The organism is Parabacteroides massiliensis (assembly GCF_900155425.1).
In the GTDB taxonomy this organism is placed as follows: domain Bacteria; phylum Bacteroidota; class Bacteroidia; order Bacteroidales; family Tannerellaceae; genus Parabacteroides; species Parabacteroides massiliensis.
On sequence record NZ_LT700189.1, the window covers coordinates 733,027 to 753,964 of the forward strand.

Sequence of the window (20,938 nt, forward strand, 5' to 3'; positions counted from 1 at the left end):
CTCGCGTATCGATCACTTTTCGATTCGTATACGTGCATCTACGGCAAACAATCCACGTTCGGTTGCGACAAGCGGATTGATATCCATCTCCTTGATTTCGGAAGCAAAACGGAGCAGCGTGGACAGGCGGACTATGATATCCGCGTATTGCTGTTCATCCACTCCCCGCTGTCCTCGTGTTCCTTTTATAATCGGATAACCGCGCAAGGAGCGGATCATGGAATAGGTCTCGTCATACGACAAAGGCGACAGACCGTACGACACGTCTTTCAGCACTTCGACAAAAATGCCACCCAGGCCGCAAAGCACGACATGACCGAAACGGTCTTCATACTTGGCGCCTAAGAACAACTCCTGCCCTTTCAACATCGGCTGTACCATGACGGCCGTCACATCAGGCAGACGCATCATCCGTTCATATTCGAAAATCAGATGTTCTTCGCTGCGGATATTCAGCGCGACACCCCCTATATCGCTCTTATGTATAGGACCGACCACCTTGGCAACAACCGGGAACTTCACCTTCTTGGCAAAAGCGACCAATTCGTCGCGGTCGGTCGACGTGAACTCTTCTACCAACGGTATCTGGGCTGCTTTCAACAGAGTACGGATTTCTCCGGGATTCAAATAGCCGCTACCCGGCAACCGGTCGATAATACGGCGGACTTCAGGTACATCGACGCCATACAACTGAATATCCGTACTCATAGGTTTCGGCGTATTGAGCACACGCGAGAGGGCTGTCCCCAACGTCACTTCATCCGAAAAGTTCACATGGCCTTTCTTCACGAAACTTTGCACTTCCGGGCCAGCCGTGACGATGGACGGCAACACCGGGAAAATCGGTTTTTTGCACTCCTCCATTTTCTTATGGAGCACTTCGTAGGCATCATATAGTTTGACCAATCCCGGACTGCCGAAGATGACCATCATCAGGTCGATATCTTCAAAACGGTTTTCACAGAAATCGATGGCGGTAGCCAGATGTTCGGGAGTACCCGTACCGATGATATCTATCGGATTGCCGACGGCAGCACCCGGATATAGTTTGGATTTCAACTCTGCAGCGATCGGGCCATCCAGTTTGGGAACGTTCAGCCGTCCCTTTTCCAGCGCATCCGCCAGCATTACGGCCGGACCTCCGGCATGCGTGATAATCGCACAGTTCTTGCCTTTCACTTCTTTCAAGGTGAAGATACTGGCAACGGTCGTCAATTCTTCACGGCTGAAACAACGCACGATACCCGCTTTGCGGAACAGGGCTTCCACTGCCGAGTCGGAACTGGCGATCGCCCCTGTATGGGAAGACGCGGCACGCTTGCCGACATCCGTACTGCCCGCTTTGATGGCTGCGATATGGCAACCCTTGCGAATCAGAGAAGAGGCATGATACAAGAGCTTATCCGGATTCTTGATCTGCTCGACATAGAGCATCTTTATTTTGGAGTCAAGGACCGGGTCGAAGTTGCGGTCCATATATTCGATCACTTCTTCCACACCGATCTGCTTGGAGTTGCCGACAGACCAGACCGAAGAAAAACGAAGTCCTTTTGTCAATGCCGATTCGATAATGAAAAGCGCCGTACCGCCTGAACTGGAAACAAAATCGACTCCGTCTGCATGAAACTCGGGAATCGGCTGGGTGAAAACACCATGATAGTGCATATTCATCAAACCGATGCAGTTCGGTCCGATCAATGAAGCTCCGGCCTCATTAATGCTTTTCAGCATCTGCTCTTCCAGGATCGCCCCTTCATGCGTCTCTTCTCCGAAGCCAGCCGAAATGACAATGAACGCCTTTACGTTTTTCTGTTTGGCAAGCACATCCACCACCTCCGGACAGGCCGGACCGGGAATGGAGATGACAGCCAGTTCCGTCTCCGGAATATCATACACCGAATGATAAGATTTCAAACCCTGCACATCATCCTCTTTGGCATTTACGACATACAGTTCACCTTTATACTTTCCGTCCAGCAGATTACGGACCAAGCGGCCACCCGGTTTATGCACATTATTGGATCCTCCCACCACTACGATGCTCTGAGGATTGATTAATTCTCGGTTAATCATGACATTTTGATTAATTTGGTTCAATGACTGGGAACAAATATAGTTTATTTCTCCATTTATTCATCAAATTCAGCGTAAATTATTTACATTTTGTACATTCTTGAGCCATTGCGCCAAGCATCCACCTCTATACATTATATATATAGCCTTCTACACGGGCACGGAGCCATAAAAAAAGAGCTGCCCCCTTTGACAGGAACAGCTCTTTTTTGCTAATAATCTACTGATTAACTTTTCTTCAAAACCTTTATCAGATCTTCCGGGGTTACATTGGCGGCGATAATAACCCCTTTGTCGTCGATCAGGAAGTTACGGAATCCCTTTTGCAGGTTATACTTCCCAAACAAATCTGACTTTCTGCCAAGCTCATCATGAAATTGCTTTGCCCCATCCAATTTGTCGGCCTTTACCGTTTCGGCAAAAATGGATTCTTTCTCATCCAAAGAGATCGAATACATCGCAATCTTGTCTGAACTCAACTTGTTAACTTCATTCCATAATCGAACGTTACGGGCCCGCGATTCAGCATCGTAAGCTGCCCAGAAATTCAGCAATGTGTAACGTCCTGAATGATTTTGGAAACTAAAATTGCTTCCGTTTCCTAAAGACTCTATTCTCGGAGCAAGGTCGCCAGGGTTAGTACCGACTGTCGGCTTTGCGTTTTTAGTTCCGGCAGACACTGCAAGCAGCGCAACCGCAACAAAGAGAACATAAGCTCTTACTTTCATATCATCATTTTTATGTTAAACTTAATCGGAGCAGCGTTTGATTGCCTTTTCCTCCGACTCCTGATTTTCAGGATGCAAACAAGGGCTTCACCTTCGCTAAGGAATCGCTTTCTTGTTTTTAACGGTTGCAAATATACAGGCAAAAGCCTCATTCAACCAAATGTTATAACACTTTTCTATCCAAAAGCAAGATTTTTTATATGTTTTATTGCATCAATAGGACGAAAAACAATATGTTTTGCAGCATATTGTTAACTTTTTTTATTATACCTTATTCTTTCCGGTCGCCATCATAAGGCGAAGGCATCGGCATGCCTTCCTTTATATATTCATCATATACAACAGTCGGATGGTCCTGTAAAGACGCGACGTTATACTCTTCTCTGAAGTTATCGCGACGGAAATTTTTCAGCTTCAGGTTTTCCGAACTGTAGGTACGCAAGGTCTGCCTTTTGTTGCCGGTCAAAGAACTTTCCACTACTTCCGAATCCAAAATATTCATTTTTGGCGTGAGGGACGGTAAAAGTTTCTGTTCGAGCAATCCGCGATAAGCCCCGATGTATTCACACCAGACGGCATTACCGCGCATAAAAATACGATAAGTATAATTGGACCATGCTGTCCGGATATGGATTTCATGTTGCCAAATTTCAATACAAGCTTCCGACTCGAAGTTCGGGTCCTTGATCGTTACCCGTTCCAGCCCATGCATCTTTTCCAGGATTTGCGTTTGCCATTTGTCTGAATGCATTATTTCTGCAATAATTTCAGGCAGTCTTTCCTTAATTTCAAACTGAATCTTCATCTTCGTGTGCCTGCCAGTCAGGACTTCTTAAGGTTGCCAGGTTCTGTTATTAATATAGTGTCTCTAAATCAATAACAATAGAAGTACATGATTTGTTCACAAAATCATTACTTTTTTGAAAACACCGACCATGATGTGTCTTTTGTCGGATAGCCTGCACATCTTTACAAACACTGTTAAATCGCTAACAGACAACATTCTTTTCCCATTTTACTCTCACTTTCGTTTCTTTGTCGTATATTTGCGATATACAATAATAATCATGCATTTTTAGCATAATATGGGGTAAAAGTAAAACGTTAGCTTATGGGACTAATACTAATCATAGAAACGATAGTCTGTATCATTCTTCTATTGCTTTTGATCAGAAGTAACAGAAAACGGACCCAAAACCTGGTACTGAGCAGCATCAATTTCGGGCTCGTGTTTGTCGATAAAAACTATGTCGTCCAATGGGAATCGACAGCCAACCTGCACGGAATTGCCAAAGGAAGACATTATTGCGCCGGAAAAATTTGTTACCAAACCGCAATGAACCGCCAAACACCTTGTCTGCAATGTGCTTTAAACGAAGCGATAGAAACAGGAAAACCGGTATGCCATGAGCTGGTCGAAAAAAATACGGTTATCGAAATCAGCGCCATTCCGGTCTATACAAAAACCGGAGAGATACAAGGCGGCCTGATGAAGATTGAAGATATCTCGGATAAAAAGCGTATCGAACGCCTGCAATACGAAGTAAAGAAAGCTGATGAAGCCAACCGCTTGAAATCTGCCTTTCTGGCAAATATGAGCCATGAAATCCGTACTCCATTGAATGCCATCATCGGTTTCTCCAACCTATTGGTCGAGACAGACGATCCGAAAGAGAAAAAGGAGTTTGTCCATATCATCACCTCCAACAACGAGCTGTTGCTGCAACTGATCAACGATATCATCGATATGTCAAAAATAGAATCCGGGACCCTCGATTTTACCTATTCCGAGACCGATATCAACCAGCTGATGGAAGATATTTGCCAGCAAATGAAAATAAAAAACAAAAGGTCGGATTCCGTCAGAATCGAATTCGTACAAAAGCAACCCGAATGCATTATCAATACGGATAGTAACCGCATCATGCAAATCATGATTAATTTCATGACCAATGCCATAAAATTTACCGAACGAGGCAGCATATCCTTCGGTTATGAAAAATCTGAACAAGACATCTACTTTTTTGTTAAAGATACAGGAATCGGTATTCCGCCAGACAAGAAAGACCTGATATTCGACCGCTTTGTCAAATTGAACGTTTTCGCACAAGGAACAGGACTCGGCCTGCCTATCTGTGCCATGATTGTCAACAAATTCGGTGGAATAATCGGCGTAGATTCACAACAAGGCGAAGGGTCGACCTTTTGGTTTCGTTTGCCTCTCTGAAATAAAATCCGGTTTCTTTAAAAATAGGTTTATCTACATTAATAAGAATAGTCAATGTTTAAACATTTTGTAGTATTTGCAGGAGCCTCTTTGTTTGCAGTCTTTTTGCCGGCAAAGGCTCAGGAGCAACGCGACATTATAGCGATCTCCTCCGAAGAAATAACGACTCCTTCAGATACTGCGTCACGGAAGGAAGTTGTCACCGTAGACGGAGTGGCACTGAACGAAAAGCAGCAGAAACGCTACTACCGCCAATTACGTAAGGATTCCATCCGAGCCCGTAAAAACATCTGGTGGTCCATACTGGGCGGTCCTTCATACACACCGGAAGCTTCGTTGGGCGTCGGCGGTGCTGTCCTCGCCAGCTTCCGGATGAATAAACAGGACACGATTTCCCAACGTTCTTTCCTGCCTGCCGGCTTGAACCTTTCCATAAACGGGACTATCGTTGCCGCAGGCGCCGGAACGTTTTTCTTCAATGAGAACCGTTTTCGCATCTACATGAATTATGGTTACCGGAACGAGCCTTCACACTATTACGGGAAAGGATTTGAAAAGGCGGAGAATCTCGAAAGAGGCGACTCCACGACCCGGTTCCATCGAAGCTATTTTCAATTGTATCCTCGATTTGTATGGGAAGTCCGTCCGCATTTCTATTTAGGCGGCTTGTTTGACCTGAACTACACAAAGGTTTCGGATGTCAATCCGGTAATGAAAAACGATCCCTATTACCAAAAATTCAAAAGCAAAGACTCGGATGGCAGCAAATACTTCAACGTCGGTATTGGCGGGCTCATCCAATATGACACTCGCGACGATGTGGCCACACCGACACGCGGCATGCTGTTAGGAGCCAATTTCAAACTGTTCGGCAAATATTTGGGAGGCGCCTATAACTACGAGATCATCGAGCTTGAATACCGGCACTTCAAAAACGTGTTCCGTCCGCGCAGCACACTTGCCTGGATTGCCAAGAGCCAGGTCGGTTTAGGCGACGTCCCTTTTACGGAACTCCCGACTTTCGGTTCTCCATTCGACCTTCGTGGTTATTATATGGGCAAATACCGCGACAAATCAATGGCCTACGGGATCGTTGAATACCGTCATATGTTCGGCTCCCCGGCCAAATACAAGAGCGGGAACTTCTGGGCAAAATGCGGCTTTGTCGCATGGGCCGGGACCGGGACGATCGGGGAAACTCCTTTTGACTGGCATAAATGGAAACTCAATTTCGGAGCCGGCCTCCGCTTCCAGATGCAGCCGGGAAAGAACTTCAGGCTGGATATCGGGAAAGAACCCGGACAACCGGGCATGCAGGTCTATATGAATATGACAGAGGCTTTCTAAGCATACAAAATCCGTGCCTGAAAGCCCCCGTAATATGTCAGAATGATCAGAATGACATTCGCATCATAAACCGAACGCCTCTCGTCTGGATACCCAGATGGTCGCGATAGTTCAAACGCCAAACATAATCAAGACGAAGGAACTTAAAGATGTTTTCAATGCCGACACTGGCTTCCATATAAGGAGCTTTACCAAACGTGTAGGAACCGTCAGGGAAAAGATACAGGCCGTCTCCCCCGTTCATCGGATTGTTTTTCTCCGTCAGATGTCCCCACATGCCACGGAAACAAAAGACCTCTCTCCATTTCAACTTCTTGACAAGCGGCAGGCGGTTCAGCAAGTTTCCGTTCATATAGTATGTCAAATCCCAAGAAGCATATTCATCGCTGATGAACTCCATCGCGTTCATGTTCGTATAAGACTCCGGCTGGATCGTATACGAAAGGTTGGCGTTCGGCAGGATCAACAAAGGATACGGAACCTTGTTCCATACTTTCCCTGCTTTCGTGATAAGGTCGATATAGCCGAAAGCCGAGAACCAGAAACGCTTCTGAATGCCGATATCCGTACGATGATAATCGTATGACGAGCCCAGCAGATTCTTCTTTGCCATTACATGGCTGAAGTTGAAGATCAGCGCATCGAAAGTGATCGGATAACGGATGTTACGTGTCTGGTAGAACTTTTCATCCTTCGCATAGCGGAACTTCAATTCCAGTTCCGTCATGTCATAGCTCTTGACGGGGCTGATGGTCCCATCCGGCCCGATCCGGTCAAACACGGCATATTCGGTTGCATATTCGCGACGGTTACGGACGACAGCCCCATAGGCCAGGCCGTTATAATGTTCATGGTAGTAGGTCAGTTCGGCTTGCCGCAAATAAGTGGCCCGCGTATCTTTCTGGCGTTTCCAGGCCAGGAACATATTATCCTTGCTGGCATACATATATTGCTGTCCCAACTGGTTGATATCGTACATATACTCCAAGCGGATCGAGTTCAGCGGGAACTCCTTGCGATATTCTTTACGGTCATTGAACGAATACTCGACAAGAGCATCATATTTCAGCTTTTCGTCTTTTGTCCCATACGCCATATATCCGTCAAAGAACAGGTTCTTGCTAAATGCCGTCGTCGTTGTCCCTCCCACGCGGAAACGGGCTCCTTCGATCGCATTACCACTGATTGCCGTGTTCATGGGACCGAACTCGAACTTGCTCTTCAGCGGGTCCTTATTCGTCGGGATATAGCCGGAGACAAGGACCGAAACAACTTTTTCCGTTATATAGAAAATCGGGACGGAACGGAATTTGGCCATCAGTTTTTCGACCGAGTTCGGATTCTTCTTTATCGCTTCTTCCGGACGATTGCTTGTCCAGAAATCTTCCGATTGCTGATAGGCATCCTTCAGCGTTATGACAGGCGAACTTTCCTTAAACACAAGCGCCCGTTCGGCATCGGGTTCGTCAAAAGAATGGTTGCTGTAGATATTCAGCCGCCGTGCATACATGCCTTTCGATTTCTCGCTCAATTTGAAGTTTACATTGATGTCGTCCTTCGTAATGATACGGGTACTGTCGGGCGTACGTTCGAACGTTTGCTCGATCGTCATTCCGGAAACGAAGTTCAGGTTGATGTCTTTAGGGACATTCAAGACGGCCTTCTGCACAAAGAACGTGGAGTCGAGCGTGACAAACAGATGGCCGGTGAAACCGAATGTCTCCGAGTTGAAAGGGACAAATCCCAAATCCACACATTTCTGTCCGTTCACATTCACGGTATCGAGCAAATAATATTTGTAATAATTCGGCCCGATGGTAGACAACGGACTGACAAAACGTTGTAGAAACAAAGGAATATCATTCTTGAAGATATCGACTTCCCGGAAAACTTCGTTCAAAAACTGCTGGATACCGTCACGCGAGAATATTTCATCCACACCGGACGATTTGTTTCCTTTTACAACACGTCTCTCGGACTTCGGCTCTTTGCGGTAGTAGACCGATTCCACTTTTTCCTTTTCCGACACCGGAAGAATGGTCGTACCGACATCAAGCGTATCGACAAAATCAATCAGGAAATCGAACTTGCCCGGCTTTCCGTTCTTTTTGGGCTTGGGCTGATAGTCATTCATCGCAAAGACCATCTTCTCATATTGGTCGTATTGGAAATAATCGTGGTTGCGCGGGTCATTGCTTTCGCGTGAGGCGATCACCTGCTTTACAAACTTGACAGCCGGATTTTCTTTCTTGCTGTATTTTTCCTTCTTGGGTTTTACGACGACTTCATTCAACGTAATCCCGTTCGGAGCCAACTTTATATCCAGATTATTCGTCTTTCCCGGAACGATTTTTATTTCTTTCGTATCGTATCCCAAATAAGACACTTCCAGGTTTCTGACATCGGTCGACGCCGAGAATGAGAAATTTCCATCTCCGTCCGTCGCTGTTCCTATCGTTGTTCCTTTAAATATAAGAGACACGTAAGGTAAACCCTCACCCGTAATCGAATCGGTTACAATTCCCTTTATAATCGTGTTCTGTCCGTTCGCAATCCATACCGTAAACAAGGATGCCAGCAAAAAAACAATCTTTTTCCCCATCACAACTTCTTTTCCTTATTATCTTTACTTTTTCCCTAAATAAAAACCGGTGCAAAAATATAACAGATTCTTCATATAGAGTGTTCCAAAACGCACACATTATATTCCATTTACAAAAAATCTTCCTACCTTTGCCTCCCGAAAGGGGTGCCATACTGTTAACGGGCTGAGATCATACCCTCGCGAACCTGATGCGGGTAATGCCGCCGTAGGAAAGGACAGACAAGGCTTTTTCCCTCCTTTTTATATGTAGAAATGAATACAAACGCGACGTTTCGCTATCCGGTAGCGCTTACTATTGCCGGTTCAGACAGCGGCGGTGGGGCCGGAATACAGGCGGACCTGAAAACATTTTCGGCTTTAGGAGTCTTCGGAGCCTCTGCCATCACATCGATAACGGCTCAAAACACACAAGGAGTAAGAGGAATACAAGCTATTTCCCCGGAGATAGTCGAAGGGCAGATTCATGCCGTATTCGAAGACTTGACCGTCGATGCCGTCAAGATCGGGATGCTGCATAACCGGGAAGCGGCCCGGATTGTAGCCCGTTCGATCGACCGTTTCTCCCCGTCAAAAATCATTCTCGATCCGGTTATGATCTCCACAAGCGGCAGCAAGCTGATAGAAGATGAAACCATCGAAATCATCGTGAGAGAACTTTTTCACCGCGTCACGCTGGTCACCCCCAATATCGACGAAGCCGCTTTCCTTTCCGGCATGCCGATACGCGACGAGGAAGAAATGGGTATTGCCGCCCAGAAGTTGCTCTCTTTGGGATGCCGTGCCGTATTGATGAAAGGCGGCCACTTGGAAGGCAAAGAAATGGCCGATATCCTGTTCACACGCGACGAGGAAGCTCCGCTCCGTCTGGCAGTGCCGGCCATTCATACTCAAAACACGCATGGAACCGGCTGTACGCTCTCGTCGGCCATTGCCGCCTACATGGCTTTGGGCAAAGAGTTGCCGGAGGCCGTACGTGCGGCAAAAGATTACATAACGGCAGCCCTTCGTGCCGGGGCCGATGTGAAGACCGGACACGGACACGGGCCCCTCGATCACTTCTTCGCTCCCGTTCCCCTCATAAAAATGAAAATATGAAAAAGCTGATTGTCATTACTTCGCCACGCTTTTTCCGGGGAGAAGAGGTCATTCTTTCACATCTGTTTGACGAAGGAATGCAGTGCCTGCACCTGCGAAAACCGGATAGCGACGCTAATGAATTGCGCAAGTTGCTGGATCGGCTTCCGGATGCCTGCTATCCGAAAATCGTGCTCCACGACTGTTTCGACCTGGCAATGGAATACGGTTTGGGCGGCGTGCACCTGAACAGACGCAACAGCCGGACACCGGACGGTTTTGCCGGCACAATCAGCCGTTCGTGCCATTCGATCGAAGAGCTCGAACAGTTCCGTAAACTCGACTATCTGTTTCTAAGCCCTATCTATCAAAGCATATCCAAAGAAGGTTACGGAAACGGTTTTGAGACGGAAACACTCAGGCAGGCTTCCGAGGCCGGGATCATCAACGATAAAGTCATAGCCTTAGGAGGCATAGACCTGACGACGCTTCCGCTTCTGCGTCCCTTCCGTTTCGGGGGAGCTGCCGTATTGGGGGCTCTCTGGGGAAATCATCCTTCGGCGGATCAAGAGCACTCTATTCTCACACAATATAAAAAGCTACAAGCATGGAATTAGATGATTTTTTATATACAAGTGCCGCCGGCAGAAGAAGATATGCCTGTTTTAGCGGCACAAACCGGTTGATGTTCATCACCCATCGTACGGACAAACACACCGAACTGGACGAAATCAAGATGGTGACCGAAGGCGGTTGTTCCTGGGTCCAGCTCCGCATGAAGGAGAATCCGGACTTGGAAGTAGCCAAGGCTGTCTCCCGTTTTACACAGTTCGATTGCCAGACAGCTTGCACCTGCTGCCTGGACGATGATCTGGAGATGGCTTTCAAAGCCGGCATCCATTGTGTCCATTTAGGGAAAAACGACATGCCGGTCTCCGAAGCCTGGCACCGCATCATCGAAAAAGGACAAGAGGAACTCTTCCTTGTGGGAGCAACGGCCAACACGTTCGAAGATATCCTGAAAGCAGACCGGGAAGGAGCGTCCTACATCGGTCTGGGTCCTTATCGCTACACCGAGACCAAAAAGAACCTGAGCCCTATATTGGGGTTGGAAGGGTATCGAAAAATCATAGGGCAATGTAGAGAAGCTGGCCTCGAAATTCCTATCTTTGCCATCGGAGGGATCGAATTTGAAGACATTGCCCCGCTGATGGAAACAGGAATAGAAGGCATCGCCGTTTCCGGAGCGATCATCAACGCCGAAGATCCGGTCGAAGAAACACGGCGTTTCATCCGGGAGATCAACAAACATAAACCGGCCCCTCGCAGAGACGATTCAAAAATATAAATAATATATATAACACTATGGCAAATAAAAACAGAATACGCATCACGTATCCTTCATCGGAAAAAATCTACATACCCGGCAATATCCACAACATAAAGGTGGGTATGAGAAAGATTAAAATACTGGATACCGTCATACGCGATGAGAACGGGCAACTGGTTCACAAAAAAAACAATCCCGTCATCGTCTATGACACCAGCGGCCCCTATTCGGACCCGAAAATCCCCGTCAATACGCAAAACGGCATTCCCCGCATCCGCGAGTCCTGGTATGCAGGCCGCAAAGACCTGATGCGCCTGGAAGAACTGACTTCCGATTACGGACGGCAACGTCTGGCCGATTCCTCGCTGGATCACATCCGTTTCCCGAAACAACACCTGCCCTACCGTGCCAAAGCAGGTAAAAACATCACCCAATTGTATTATGCGAAACGGCGCATCATCACTCCGGAAATGGAATATGTCGCCATCCGCGAAAACCAACAGATCGAGGCGTTAGGATTGAAATCATATATCACTCCCGAATTTGTCCGCAAAGAAATTGCTGCCGGACGCGCCATCATCCCGGCAAACATCAACCACCCCGAAGCCGAACCGATGATCATCGGCCGGAAATTCCTGGTGAAGATCAACACCAACATCGGCAATTCTGCCCTCTCGTCCGGCATCGACGAAGAGATCGAAAAAGCCGTATGGAGTTGCAAATGGGGAGGCGACACTTTGATGGACCTTTCGACTGGCGACAATATTCATGAAACCCGCGAATGGATCATCCGCAACTGTCCGGTCCCGATGGGGACAGTCCCCATCTACCAGGCACTGGAAAAAGTGAACGGGAAGATAGAAGACCTGAGTTGGGAAATCTACCGCGACACACTGATCGAACAGGCAGAACAGGGAGTCGACTATTTCACCATCCATGCCGGTTTGCTCAAGAAACATATCGAACTGACACAGACGCGCCTGACCGGCATCGTCTCACGCGGCGGCTCAATCATGGCCAAATGGATGCAAATCCACAATGAAGAGAATTTCCTGTATACGCATTTCGCCGAGATATGCGAGATATTGAAAATGTATGACATTGCCGTTTCGATCGGCGACGGGCTTCGTCCGGGCTCCATCTACGATGCGAACGATGCCGCCCAGTTTGCCGAGCTGCATACGATGGGCGAACTGACACAGATCGCCTGGGACCAGTTCGTGCAGGTCATCATCGAAGGTCCGGGCCATGTCCCGATGAATAAGATTCAGGAAAACATGAAGGAGCAGCAGTATGCCTGCCACAATGCCCCGTTCTACACGTTAGGCCCGCTGACCACGGATATCGCTCCCGGCTACGACCATATCACATCGGCCATCGGAGCCGCCCAGATTGCCTGGCACGGCACGGCGATGATCTGCTACGTCACCCCGAAAGAACATCTCGGTTTGCCGGATAAGGAAGATGTCCGCACAGGAGTCGTCGCCTACAAGATTGCCGCCCACGCCGCCGACCTGGCAAAGGGACATCCCGGAGCACAGGTCCGCGACAATGCCTTGAGCAAAGCCCGCTTCGAATTCCGCTGGAAAGACCAGTTCAACCTGTCTCTCGATCCGGAACGTGCCCTGCAATATTACAAAGACAGCGCCGTGACGGATGGCGAATACTGCACGATGTGCGGCCCTAACTTCTGCGCCATGCGGTTAAGCAAGGATTTGCATAAGGAGAATTGCTGATCATAAGGATCATTCCTCTTGTACCGTGGCAAGGATATATACACGATGTGTCTTATATCCTTGCCGCTGTACAAGTTTTTCTTCCTCATACTTTTTGAAATCGTTTTTCGCCATATAATACGTGCACCCCACAAACCTCTGGTAATCGGTCAGGTTTATAAAGTTGTGCATTTCCAAATAAGCCATCAACTTGGCCTTACGTCCCTCATAATTGAACTTCGACACGTTCGTCCGCTTCACCTTCAAAGGCTGGCTTTCGCACACCTTCTTTTTCAGTTTCTTCGCGCAACGGAAATTCACGCCGTCCACCTTCACTTTATACAGCTCCTCGCCTTTCTCGTTCACGCCGTCCTTAACGGTCTTCAAGGAAGGCGAAAAGAACCCCAGTCCGTCCAGTTCCACACAGGAACCGTACGACAGTTCCCTCCCGACATACTTGGACAAAGCATCCAAAACCCCTTTGATGTCGGCCGAGTTGACCGAACAGCACTCATTGATGAACGAGCAGATCTCATCCAGCTTCTTCGTCTCTTTACTGATCAGCCGGGCATACGCACGCTTTTCACTTGTTCCCTGTTCGTTTTTTGCCGGCATTTGGTAAATACCGAATTGTACCCGTTTCATCTCTTCTTTTCAATTTGATTGATAACAAAATCCCACCTCTCGCTTGTCGCCATCCGATATCATCACGGTTGCCAGGCAATGTATCCGAGATCAGATGCAAGTGTAATTTGTTTTCGACAATGCCGTGTACATATACGACAACGACGAAAAGCTTCCCCGCAATGCCGTACATATACATGACAATGTCATAAACAGATTACACTTGCATCAAATGTACGAAATATAATGATAAACAATCTATTTCTTCTCAGTATTTCGACTGTATTTCGGTACTCTTGTGGGAAAACCGCCTAAAGTTTCTTCCCGATATAGAATACATATCCGTAGAATTCTTTATACCTGTGGTACAACTCCATTTCGTGGCGTTCACTGAGAATCAGTTCTTCAGCAGCCTTATTTCCTCGATGTTTCTCCCGGAAAGCCTGTTGCATTTTACAACATGGAGCAAAATAATGCTCCGTCCAGCAATTTTCAGGCAGGATGAAAGTTGCGACAGGAATATAGCCTGCATTCTGCATTTGAGCGACTTTATTCGGGATCGTATCTATTTCCGTGTAGTGTGCCATCCAGTAGTCATAAATTTCTGCCGGCCGTTCGGCGGTAAACCACGAAGCCTCCGAGACGGCAATATATCCATCCTTCTTTAGATATTGCCTCCATTCATTTAAACCTCGTTCGAAACCAATATTATAGATCGCTCCTTCGGACCAAATCAGGTCTACGGATTCTTTCTCGAAAGGCAGCGTTTCCTGCATCGAACCGACGATTCCCTTTACCCGGCCGGACAAACCAAGAGTGCGGGCATTCCTGTTGAAGATATTGATAAAGTCGGGAAAGAGATCAAGTCCCGTAATCTGTCCCGGAGTGTTTTGTGCCAGTGTCATGGTCTGCCCGCCTGTACCACAACCAAGGTCGGCAATACGGGATTCCGTGGTCAGATTGTCAATAAACCCCAACGCCTTTATCGTGACTTCGGGGCTACCCGGTCCCTGACGTTCTACATTCGAAAAGTATTCACAGATTAAATTAAAATCGAATTCGTGGATAGTTTTACATTCGTTACTCATTATCGTAATGTGTTAGAAAGCATACACGTGAAAGACATAATGATGCCCAACACCATATTGTATGCCGATTATTAAAATAAGAAATATAAATATATAAAGAACCACCCTCGGAAAGGACTATCCGAGAGCAAACGAAAAGACAATCTGTTCCGGAAGAACAGATTGTTTACTAAACCAAATCCGATTTACATGTTTTTGTCATGCCGCAAAAATATACAAACTTTTGTTTTTCAACAAATTCGTCGCGAATAAAAATTCTACAACTGTAAGTGTAAAATAGGATATTCTTTGCCTTCTCCGTCTAAAGCCGATCTTTTGTATACGCTAAAGCCCATATGCTTATAAAAACCGACGGCTTGGCCATTTTGCTCATTCACGTCCACCTTGGTCACTTGCAAATTATCGATGGCATAAGTGATTAGTTTTTTCCCTATTCCGGTACCTCGATAATTGTTGTCAATAAACAGCATTTCAAGATTCCCTTCTGCAATTCCCATAAATCCGATTAAGATACCCTCTTGCTCAAAACCGAATAGAGCGACATGTTGAAAATATACCGGAAGTTGTTCTTTATAGTATAGAAAATCTTCTTCTTTAAGAAAATCATGCGTACTCAATACTGCACTTTCCCAAATCTCCATCAAACGCGGATAATCCGTAACTCTAATTTTTCTGATCATAATGTTGTATTTGCCGATTCTAAAAGCCTACATTTTTCGGCATCGCAAATATACAATTTATTAATCTATAACACGTTAAAAACGCATCTTTGATATTGGAGATATCCTATATTTCTTTGTTTTTCAAGTATATTTGACTACATTTGCACAATATTCGTGTAATACAAAAACATAATACTCGTGTAATACAAAAACACAATATCCGTGTAATACATAAAAGAATCAAGACAATGGCAACAATAGCAGAGCTATTAGCATCTTCTTTGGATGCACTGAAACAAGTACAACGGGGTGAGGATTTTATGATAATTAAAAATAGCGACTTATCCCGGACACACATAAAAAGATTGGTTGATAATCATTTTCTCAAACCCATCATAAAGGGCTGGTATGTGGTTACCGACCCAAGAGCGATGCCGGGCGACAGTACGGCGTGGTTTGCTTCGTTTTGGAACTTTATTACCCGTTATGCAAATGAACGCTATGGCAATGAGTGGTGTCTATCTGCCGAACAATCGTTGTCGATATATACAGGTGCTACCACCATACCTAACCAAGTTCTTATAAGAGCACCTAAAGGCAATGATTATATGGTTTCGTTAATTCCTCCGACTTCCATTTTCAATTTAGAGGCGGAATTACCCTCGAAGATTGATACGAACAATCTGTATAATCTCAATCTTTATACATTGGCGGAAGCTATTATTGTAGCTACGCCTACCATGTATCGCAATGATGCACTAACGATGCGGACTGCCCTTGCAATGGTTCATGATAGTTCAGATATTTTGAAGATATTGGTAGATACCGGGCAAACAGTCCGAGCAGGCAGGGTGATTGGCGCATTCCGTAATATCGGGCGGACGGACATTGCCAATGAAATTGCTGGAACAATGAAGCGTATGGGCTATACCGTTTATGAAGAAGACCCGTTTGAAAAGGTGATGGAAATTCAAGTTTCACAATCTCCATACACCACCCGTTTACGTTTAATGTGGCAGAATATGAGAGAGGATGTTGTAGCCAATTTCACTCGGCTTAAAAGTAATCTTTCCGTCAAAGAATTTTTAGAGCGAATGGAAACCCGATATAAGTTGGATGCTTATCACTCCCTGTCTATCGAGGGGTATCGGGTTACTGACGAATTAATAAATAAAGTAAAAAGCGGCGCATGGAAACCGGATGGAGAAGATATGGATTCAAAAAATGCGCTTGCTGCACGTGGTTATTGGCAAGCTTTTCAAGAAGTCAAAAAGAGTGTATCCGATATTTTCAAAGGTAATAATAGTGCAGAGGTAGCGGAACGGGACTTAGCCGTATGGCACAGCGAAATGTTCAAGCCCTGCGTAACGGCGGGTATTGTCAAACCTTCCGATATTGTCGGTTATCGTTCCCATCAAGTCTATATTCGTAACTCAATGCACACGCCTCTGAATCCAAGTGCACTTCGTGATGCCATGGTCACTTTGTTCGAATTGCTTAAAGAAGAACCGGAAGCCTGCGTAAGAGCCGTTTTAGGACATTTCCTGTTTACTTATATTCATCCCTTTATGGATGGAAACGGTCGTATCGGACGGTTCTTAATGAATACCATGTTGGCATCGGGCGGTTACGATTGGCTGATTATCCCCGTGGAAAGGCGGGATGAATACATGGCAACCCTCGAAAGAGCAAGTGTTGAGGGAGATATAGTTTCTTTTGCAAAATTTTTGTCGAGTATTTAATTCAACAGTGGAAAGTCTTTTGCCAATACAGATCGGAGAGCATACAAAAACACAATGGAAGTATTTGATACAAAAAAAGGAGCTACTTGATTAAGTAACTCCTTTTTCTCAACGTCGGGGTACCAGGATTCGAACCTGGGACCCCCTGCTCCCAAAGCAGGTGCGCTAACCGGACTGCGCTACACCCCGTTTTTGCAATTCCTTTATTTTTGATTGCGGTGCAAAGGTATATATTTATTTTTAACTACCAAATATTTCATTGCTTTTTTTATTTGCGTACATTCGCATCAATTTAGGAGATCATTACAACAATGTGTATCCCTCCCCTTTATTGACTTTCTGGATAAACATATTGCATACCAATCTGTTATATATCAAATAATGAAACAAAATTTAAATAATTAAGAATTTATGACAATCGCTTATATACGTACATATTCAAATAAACAACAAGCGGAGAACCAGAAAAATGCAATCGAGCAATTTGCAAAAGCAAAGAAAATTGAGATTGATAAATGGTTGAAATGTGCTAAAGACTCTTTCCAAGGGGAAAACCGGCTCGAATACGTGATAAAGACTTTGCAGGAAGGCGATACTGTTATCGTAGCCGATGTTACCCGGATCAGCCGGAAATTGATGGAGATCATGCATCTCATTTTGTTGTGCCTCGAAAAGAAAGTGACGCTTTACAGCATCAAGGAAGGCTATTTGTTTGAAGATAACGAAGACAACGGCAAAACACAGGCATTCGCATTCGGGCTTGTTTCCGAAATAGAAAGCAAGCTTATTTCCACCCGTACGAAAGAAGCACTAATGGCCAGCAAGAATAAAGGGACGAAATTGGGACGTCCTTTAGGAAGCCTCAAAACCGATTTTCTCCTTTCCCAGAAGAAACAGATCGAAAGAGAACTGAAAGAAGAAAATGCGAAGTATAGCGAATTAGCCGATTATTACAAGGTCTCTCTAAGCAGTTTCAAGCGTTTCGTCCGGAAAAACATACCGGACCTTCCTTCAAAAAAGAAAAAGAAAGACGATGTCGAATAAATACAAAAAGAGAGGCGGTGTGTCAAAAAAAATAAATTTGACACACCGCCTTTTACTTTATGCTATTTGACAGTTTAGCACCGCCAAACCGGTTGGAAATCCGGAGCAAACAATCTGTTTCTTATTTCAAGGCTGCGAGCACCTGGGGCATCATTGTCCAGATGCTATTTTCATCTTGAGCCGTGTAAATATTACCATCGACTTCAGACTTGTTGTCTGTTGCCTTTCCTTTTTGTATAGCCGGCTTTGCAAGCGGATGGACAGCAACCGTCTTTCCATCGATAGCACCTGCCATGTCGAACAGCATTGCTCCGGCACAATGGCCGATCATGATTTTCCCCTTTTGCCCAAACGCTGCAAGGACAGCCATCAGGTCCTGGTTGTATGGTTCTCCTGCATGTTGGGCAAACTGCGGTATAGCGTCTCCACATGAAAATACCAGCGCATCAAAGTCATCTTCATGCCCTTTCAGGTTTGCGATGACATCGTCTACGGTCAAAGCGATACCGGAGTTTGTACGAATCTCCTTCGAATTGCTGACGGCAAACACTTTATAAGAAATGCCATTTTCAAAAAATGCTTCCAGATACTGGAACAATCCACATCCGTTAACCGGATTCACTGCCAAAACTGCTACTTTCTTTGCCATGATAATAATAATTTTAGTGACACATTAGTTCTTTTTGGTAAGTTTATTACCTTTGTGCAGCAAAGATAAGCAGTCTGATTCGGTAAAACAAGAACGCACCTCTGAATAAGCTACTTACACGAATGTAACTATTATTGAAACACAAGGCGCTAGTAAAAACAAAAAAAATGAAAAATTTTCATCCGACAGGAAATTGTCCCATCCGGGACATCTTGTGCAGGCTCGGCGACAAATGGTCGATGCTTGTCATGGTCACTCTGAACGCAAACGGCACGATGCGTTTCAGCGACATCCAAAAAACGATTTCCGACATTTCCCAACGTATGCTGACCGTCACGCTCCGGACGTTGGAAACCGACGGGCTTGTTTCGAGAACGGTCTACGCCGAAGTCCCGCCCAGGGTCGAATACCAACTTACGGAAACCGGCCAAACGCTGATGCCACACATCGAAAGCCTTGTCGGTTGGGCATTGGAGCATATGGCGGTTATTTTCGAAAGCCGGGAAAAGGCAGGGTAGCCTCATAATGGATAGTCAAAATCTTTTGCGCAAAGTATTTTACGATGTATTTTATCTCTATCTTTGCGCAAAAATTAAAAATTAATCATCTTGGCAAGAAATAAGAAGCAGTTGCCTTTATTGGAAAAGGTAACAATAACAGATGTAGCCGCAGAGGGAAAGGCTATCGCACGAGTGAACGACATGGTGGTATTCGTACCTTTTGTCGCCCCCGGAGATGTCATCGACATACAGTTGACACGTAAGAAACATAGTTATGCGGAGGGAAAAGCAGTACATTTTCATGAATATTCGCCCCTGCGTGCCGTACCGTTCTGCGAACATTTCGGCGTATGCGGCGGCTGTAAATGGCAGCATCTTCCCTACGAGGAACAGATTCGCTACAAACACAAACAGGTTATCGACAACCTGACGCGCATCGGCAAGATCGAGATGGAAGAAATCCTACCGATCAAAGGTTCCAAACACACGACTTTCTATCGTAACAAGCTCGAATTTACGTTCTCAAACAAGAAATGGCTGACGGAAGAGGAGGTGAAAACCGGAGCCAAATTCGATTGCATGAATGCGGTAGGTTTCCATATTCCGGGAATGTTCGACAAGGTGCTCGACATTCACAAATGCTGGTTGCAGAACGACATATCGAACCGTATCCGTCTGGCGGTCAAGGAATATTGTCTGACACACGAAGGTTATCCGTTCTTCGACCTTCGTAATCAGGAAGGGTTTGTGCGTACATTGATGATCCGCACCGCTTCGACAGGCGACCTGATGGTGGTGTTGGTGTTCTTCCACGAAGATGTGGAACGTCGCGAAGCGCTTCTCTCCTATGTTGCCGAGCAGTTCCCGGAGATAACGTCACTGATGTATGTCATTAATGGAAAATGCAACGATACGATTACAGACCAGGACGTTCTCGTGTTCCGCGGAAAAGATCATATCATCGAAGAGATGGAAGGGCTCCGATTCAAAGTCGGTCCGAAATCATTCTACCAGACCAACAGCGAACAGGCTTACGAGCTGTACAAGGTTGCCCGCGAGTTTGCCGGGCTGACCGGAAACGAAATGGTTTACGACTTGTACACCGGAACCGGCACGATCGCCAACTTCGTCTCCCGCCAGGCAAAGAAAGTGATCGGCATCGAATATGTGCCCGAAGCAATCGAAGACGCCAAAGTCAACTCCGCACTGAACAAGATCGAAAATACACTGTTCTATGCCGGAGACATGAAAGACATCCTGACACAGGATTTCATCAACCAACACGGCCGTCCGGATGTTATCATCACAGACCCGCCCCGTGCCGGCATGCATGACGACGTGATCAACACGATCCTCTTTGCCGAGCCGGAACGTATCGTTTATGTGAGCTGCAACCCGGCGACACAGGCACGCGACCTGAGCTTGCTCTCCGTGAAATATGCCGTCAAGAAGGTACAACCGGTCGATATGTTCCCGCATACGCATCATGTGGAGAACGTAGTCCTCTTGGAGAAATTGGAAAAATAAGAA

The 20,938-nt window shown here is 46.0% G+C and carries 18 protein-coding genes and 1 tRNA gene; 10 read left to right on the forward strand and 9 right to left on the reverse strand.

The genetic code is table 11. The features are described from left to right. Positions 1-12: 12 nt before the first annotated feature. The 3 genes from BQ9893_RS03110 to BQ9893_RS03120 all read right to left on the reverse strand — a co-directional run bounded on the left by BQ9893_RS03110 (position 13) and on the right by BQ9893_RS03120 (position 3,606). The gene (locus tag BQ9893_RS03110) at positions 13-2,073 is read right to left on the reverse strand and encodes an acetate--CoA ligase family protein (protein ID WP_075964694.1); all 2,061 of its coding nucleotides are present in this window, start codon (positions 2,071-2,073) and stop codon (positions 13-15) included. Between the two features lie 227 nt (positions 2,074-2,300). Beyond that, positions 2,301-2,801, reverse strand: a complete 501-nt coding sequence (locus tag BQ9893_RS03115) for a thioredoxin family protein (protein ID WP_075964695.1) — start codon at positions 2,799-2,801, stop codon at positions 2,301-2,303. A gap of 271 nt (positions 2,802-3,072) precedes the next feature. Continuing rightward, positions 3,073-3,606, reverse strand: a complete 534-nt coding sequence (locus BQ9893_RS03120) for a hypothetical protein (RefSeq protein ID WP_075964696.1) — start codon at positions 3,604-3,606, stop codon at positions 3,073-3,075. Positions 3,607-3,912: 306 nt separating this feature from the next. On the opposite strand from BQ9893_RS03120, the gene BQ9893_RS03125 reads away from it, so the two are divergent. Continuing rightward, positions 3,913-5,028 carry a PAS domain-containing sensor histidine kinase gene (locus BQ9893_RS03125; RefSeq protein ID WP_244155043.1) on the forward strand — a complete coding sequence of 372 codons (1,116 nt, stop codon included), beginning with the start codon at positions 3,913-3,915 and terminating at the stop codon, positions 5,026-5,028. A 54-nt stretch (positions 5,029-5,082) separates the two neighbouring features. Beyond that, positions 5,083-6,375: a BamA/TamA family outer membrane protein gene (locus BQ9893_RS03130; protein WP_075964697.1), complete on the forward strand. Its 1,293-nt coding sequence runs from the start codon at positions 5,083-5,085 to the stop codon at positions 6,373-6,375. Between the two features lie 46 nt (positions 6,376-6,421). On the opposite strand, the gene BQ9893_RS03135 is transcribed toward BQ9893_RS03130, so the two are convergent. Beyond that, complete coding sequence (locus BQ9893_RS03135; RefSeq protein ID WP_075964698.1) at positions 6,422-8,977, reverse strand: DUF5686 and carboxypeptidase-like regulatory domain-containing protein; 2,556 nt, start codon at positions 8,975-8,977, stop codon at positions 6,422-6,424. Positions 8,978-9,232: 255 nt separating this feature from the next. Between BQ9893_RS03135 and thiD the strand changes: the two genes are divergently transcribed. Genes thiD through thiC form a run of 4 tightly spaced genes read left to right on the forward strand, consistent with a single transcriptional unit; the run spans position 9,233 to position 13,120 of the window. Continuing rightward, positions 9,233-10,075: a bifunctional hydroxymethylpyrimidine kinase/phosphomethylpyrimidine kinase gene (gene thiD / locus BQ9893_RS03140; protein WP_075964699.1), complete on the forward strand. Its 843-nt coding sequence runs from the start codon at positions 9,233-9,235 to the stop codon at positions 10,073-10,075. After that, complete coding sequence (locus BQ9893_RS03145; protein WP_075964700.1) at positions 10,072-10,671, forward strand: thiamine phosphate synthase; 600 nt, start codon at positions 10,072-10,074, stop codon at positions 10,669-10,671. The genes thiD and BQ9893_RS03145 overlap by 4 nt, the downstream gene beginning before the upstream one ends. Further along, positions 10,662-11,402 carry a thiamine phosphate synthase gene (locus BQ9893_RS03150; protein ID WP_075964701.1) on the forward strand — a complete coding sequence of 247 codons (741 nt, stop codon included), beginning with the start codon at positions 10,662-10,664 and terminating at the stop codon, positions 11,400-11,402. Before BQ9893_RS03145 ends, BQ9893_RS03150 begins: the two co-directional genes overlap by 10 nt. 17 nt (positions 11,403-11,419) lie before the next feature. Then, positions 11,420-13,120, forward strand: a complete 1,701-nt coding sequence (gene thiC, locus BQ9893_RS03155) for a phosphomethylpyrimidine synthase ThiC (RefSeq protein ID WP_075964702.1) — start codon at positions 11,420-11,422, stop codon at positions 13,118-13,120. A 9-nt stretch (positions 13,121-13,129) separates the two neighbouring features. On the opposite strand, the gene BQ9893_RS03160 is transcribed toward thiC, so the two are convergent. The 3 genes from BQ9893_RS03160 to BQ9893_RS03170 form a co-directional block, all read right to left on the reverse strand. Then, positions 13,130-13,744: an HU family DNA-binding protein gene (locus BQ9893_RS03160; protein WP_075964703.1), complete on the reverse strand. Its 615-nt coding sequence runs from the start codon at positions 13,742-13,744 to the stop codon at positions 13,130-13,132. Between the two features lie 290 nt (positions 13,745-14,034). Further along, positions 14,035-14,811 (reverse strand): class I SAM-dependent methyltransferase, encoded by a 777-nt coding sequence (locus tag BQ9893_RS03165; protein WP_075964704.1) that lies wholly within the window; start codon positions 14,809-14,811, stop codon positions 14,035-14,037. A 257-nt stretch (positions 14,812-15,068) separates the two neighbouring features. Then, on the reverse strand, positions 15,069-15,491 hold the full coding sequence (locus BQ9893_RS03170; protein ID WP_075964705.1) for a GNAT family N-acetyltransferase: 423 nt from the start codon (positions 15,489-15,491) through the stop codon (positions 15,069-15,071). A 230-nt stretch (positions 15,492-15,721) separates the two neighbouring features. On the opposite strand from BQ9893_RS03170, the gene BQ9893_RS03175 reads away from it, so the two are divergent. Further along, a complete protein-coding gene (locus tag BQ9893_RS03175; protein ID WP_075964706.1) occupies positions 15,722-17,215 on the forward strand; it encodes a Fic family protein in 1,494 nt (497 codons plus the stop codon). 114 nt (positions 17,216-17,329) lie between these two features. Here BQ9893_RS03175 and BQ9893_RS03180 read toward each other — a convergent pair. Next, a tRNA-Pro gene (locus tag BQ9893_RS03180) sits at positions 17,330-17,404 on the reverse strand. Positions 17,405-17,626: 222 nt separating this feature from the next. On the opposite strand from BQ9893_RS03180, the gene BQ9893_RS03185 reads away from it, so the two are divergent. After that, entirely contained in the window at positions 17,627-18,259 is a 633-nt protein-coding gene (locus BQ9893_RS03185; RefSeq protein ID WP_075964707.1) for a recombinase family protein, read from the forward strand. Positions 18,260-18,380: 121 nt separating this feature from the next. On the opposite strand, the gene BQ9893_RS03190 is transcribed toward BQ9893_RS03185, so the two are convergent. Beyond that, positions 18,381-18,908 carry a DJ-1/PfpI family protein gene (locus BQ9893_RS03190; protein ID WP_075964708.1) on the reverse strand — a complete coding sequence of 176 codons (528 nt, stop codon included), beginning with the start codon at positions 18,906-18,908 and terminating at the stop codon, positions 18,381-18,383. Between the two features lie 167 nt (positions 18,909-19,075). Here BQ9893_RS03190 and BQ9893_RS03195 point away from each other — a divergent pair, with 167 nt between their 5' ends. Together BQ9893_RS03195 and rlmD are read left to right on the forward strand one after the other, a co-directional pair. After that, positions 19,076-19,426 carry a winged helix-turn-helix transcriptional regulator gene (locus BQ9893_RS03195; protein ID WP_075964709.1) on the forward strand — a complete coding sequence of 117 codons (351 nt, stop codon included), beginning with the start codon at positions 19,076-19,078 and terminating at the stop codon, positions 19,424-19,426. Positions 19,427-19,516: 90 nt separating this feature from the next. Then, entirely contained in the window at positions 19,517-20,935 is a 1,419-nt protein-coding gene (rlmD, locus tag BQ9893_RS03200; RefSeq protein WP_075964710.1) for a 23S rRNA (uracil(1939)-C(5))-methyltransferase RlmD, read from the forward strand. Positions 20,936-20,938: the final 3 nt, after the last annotated feature.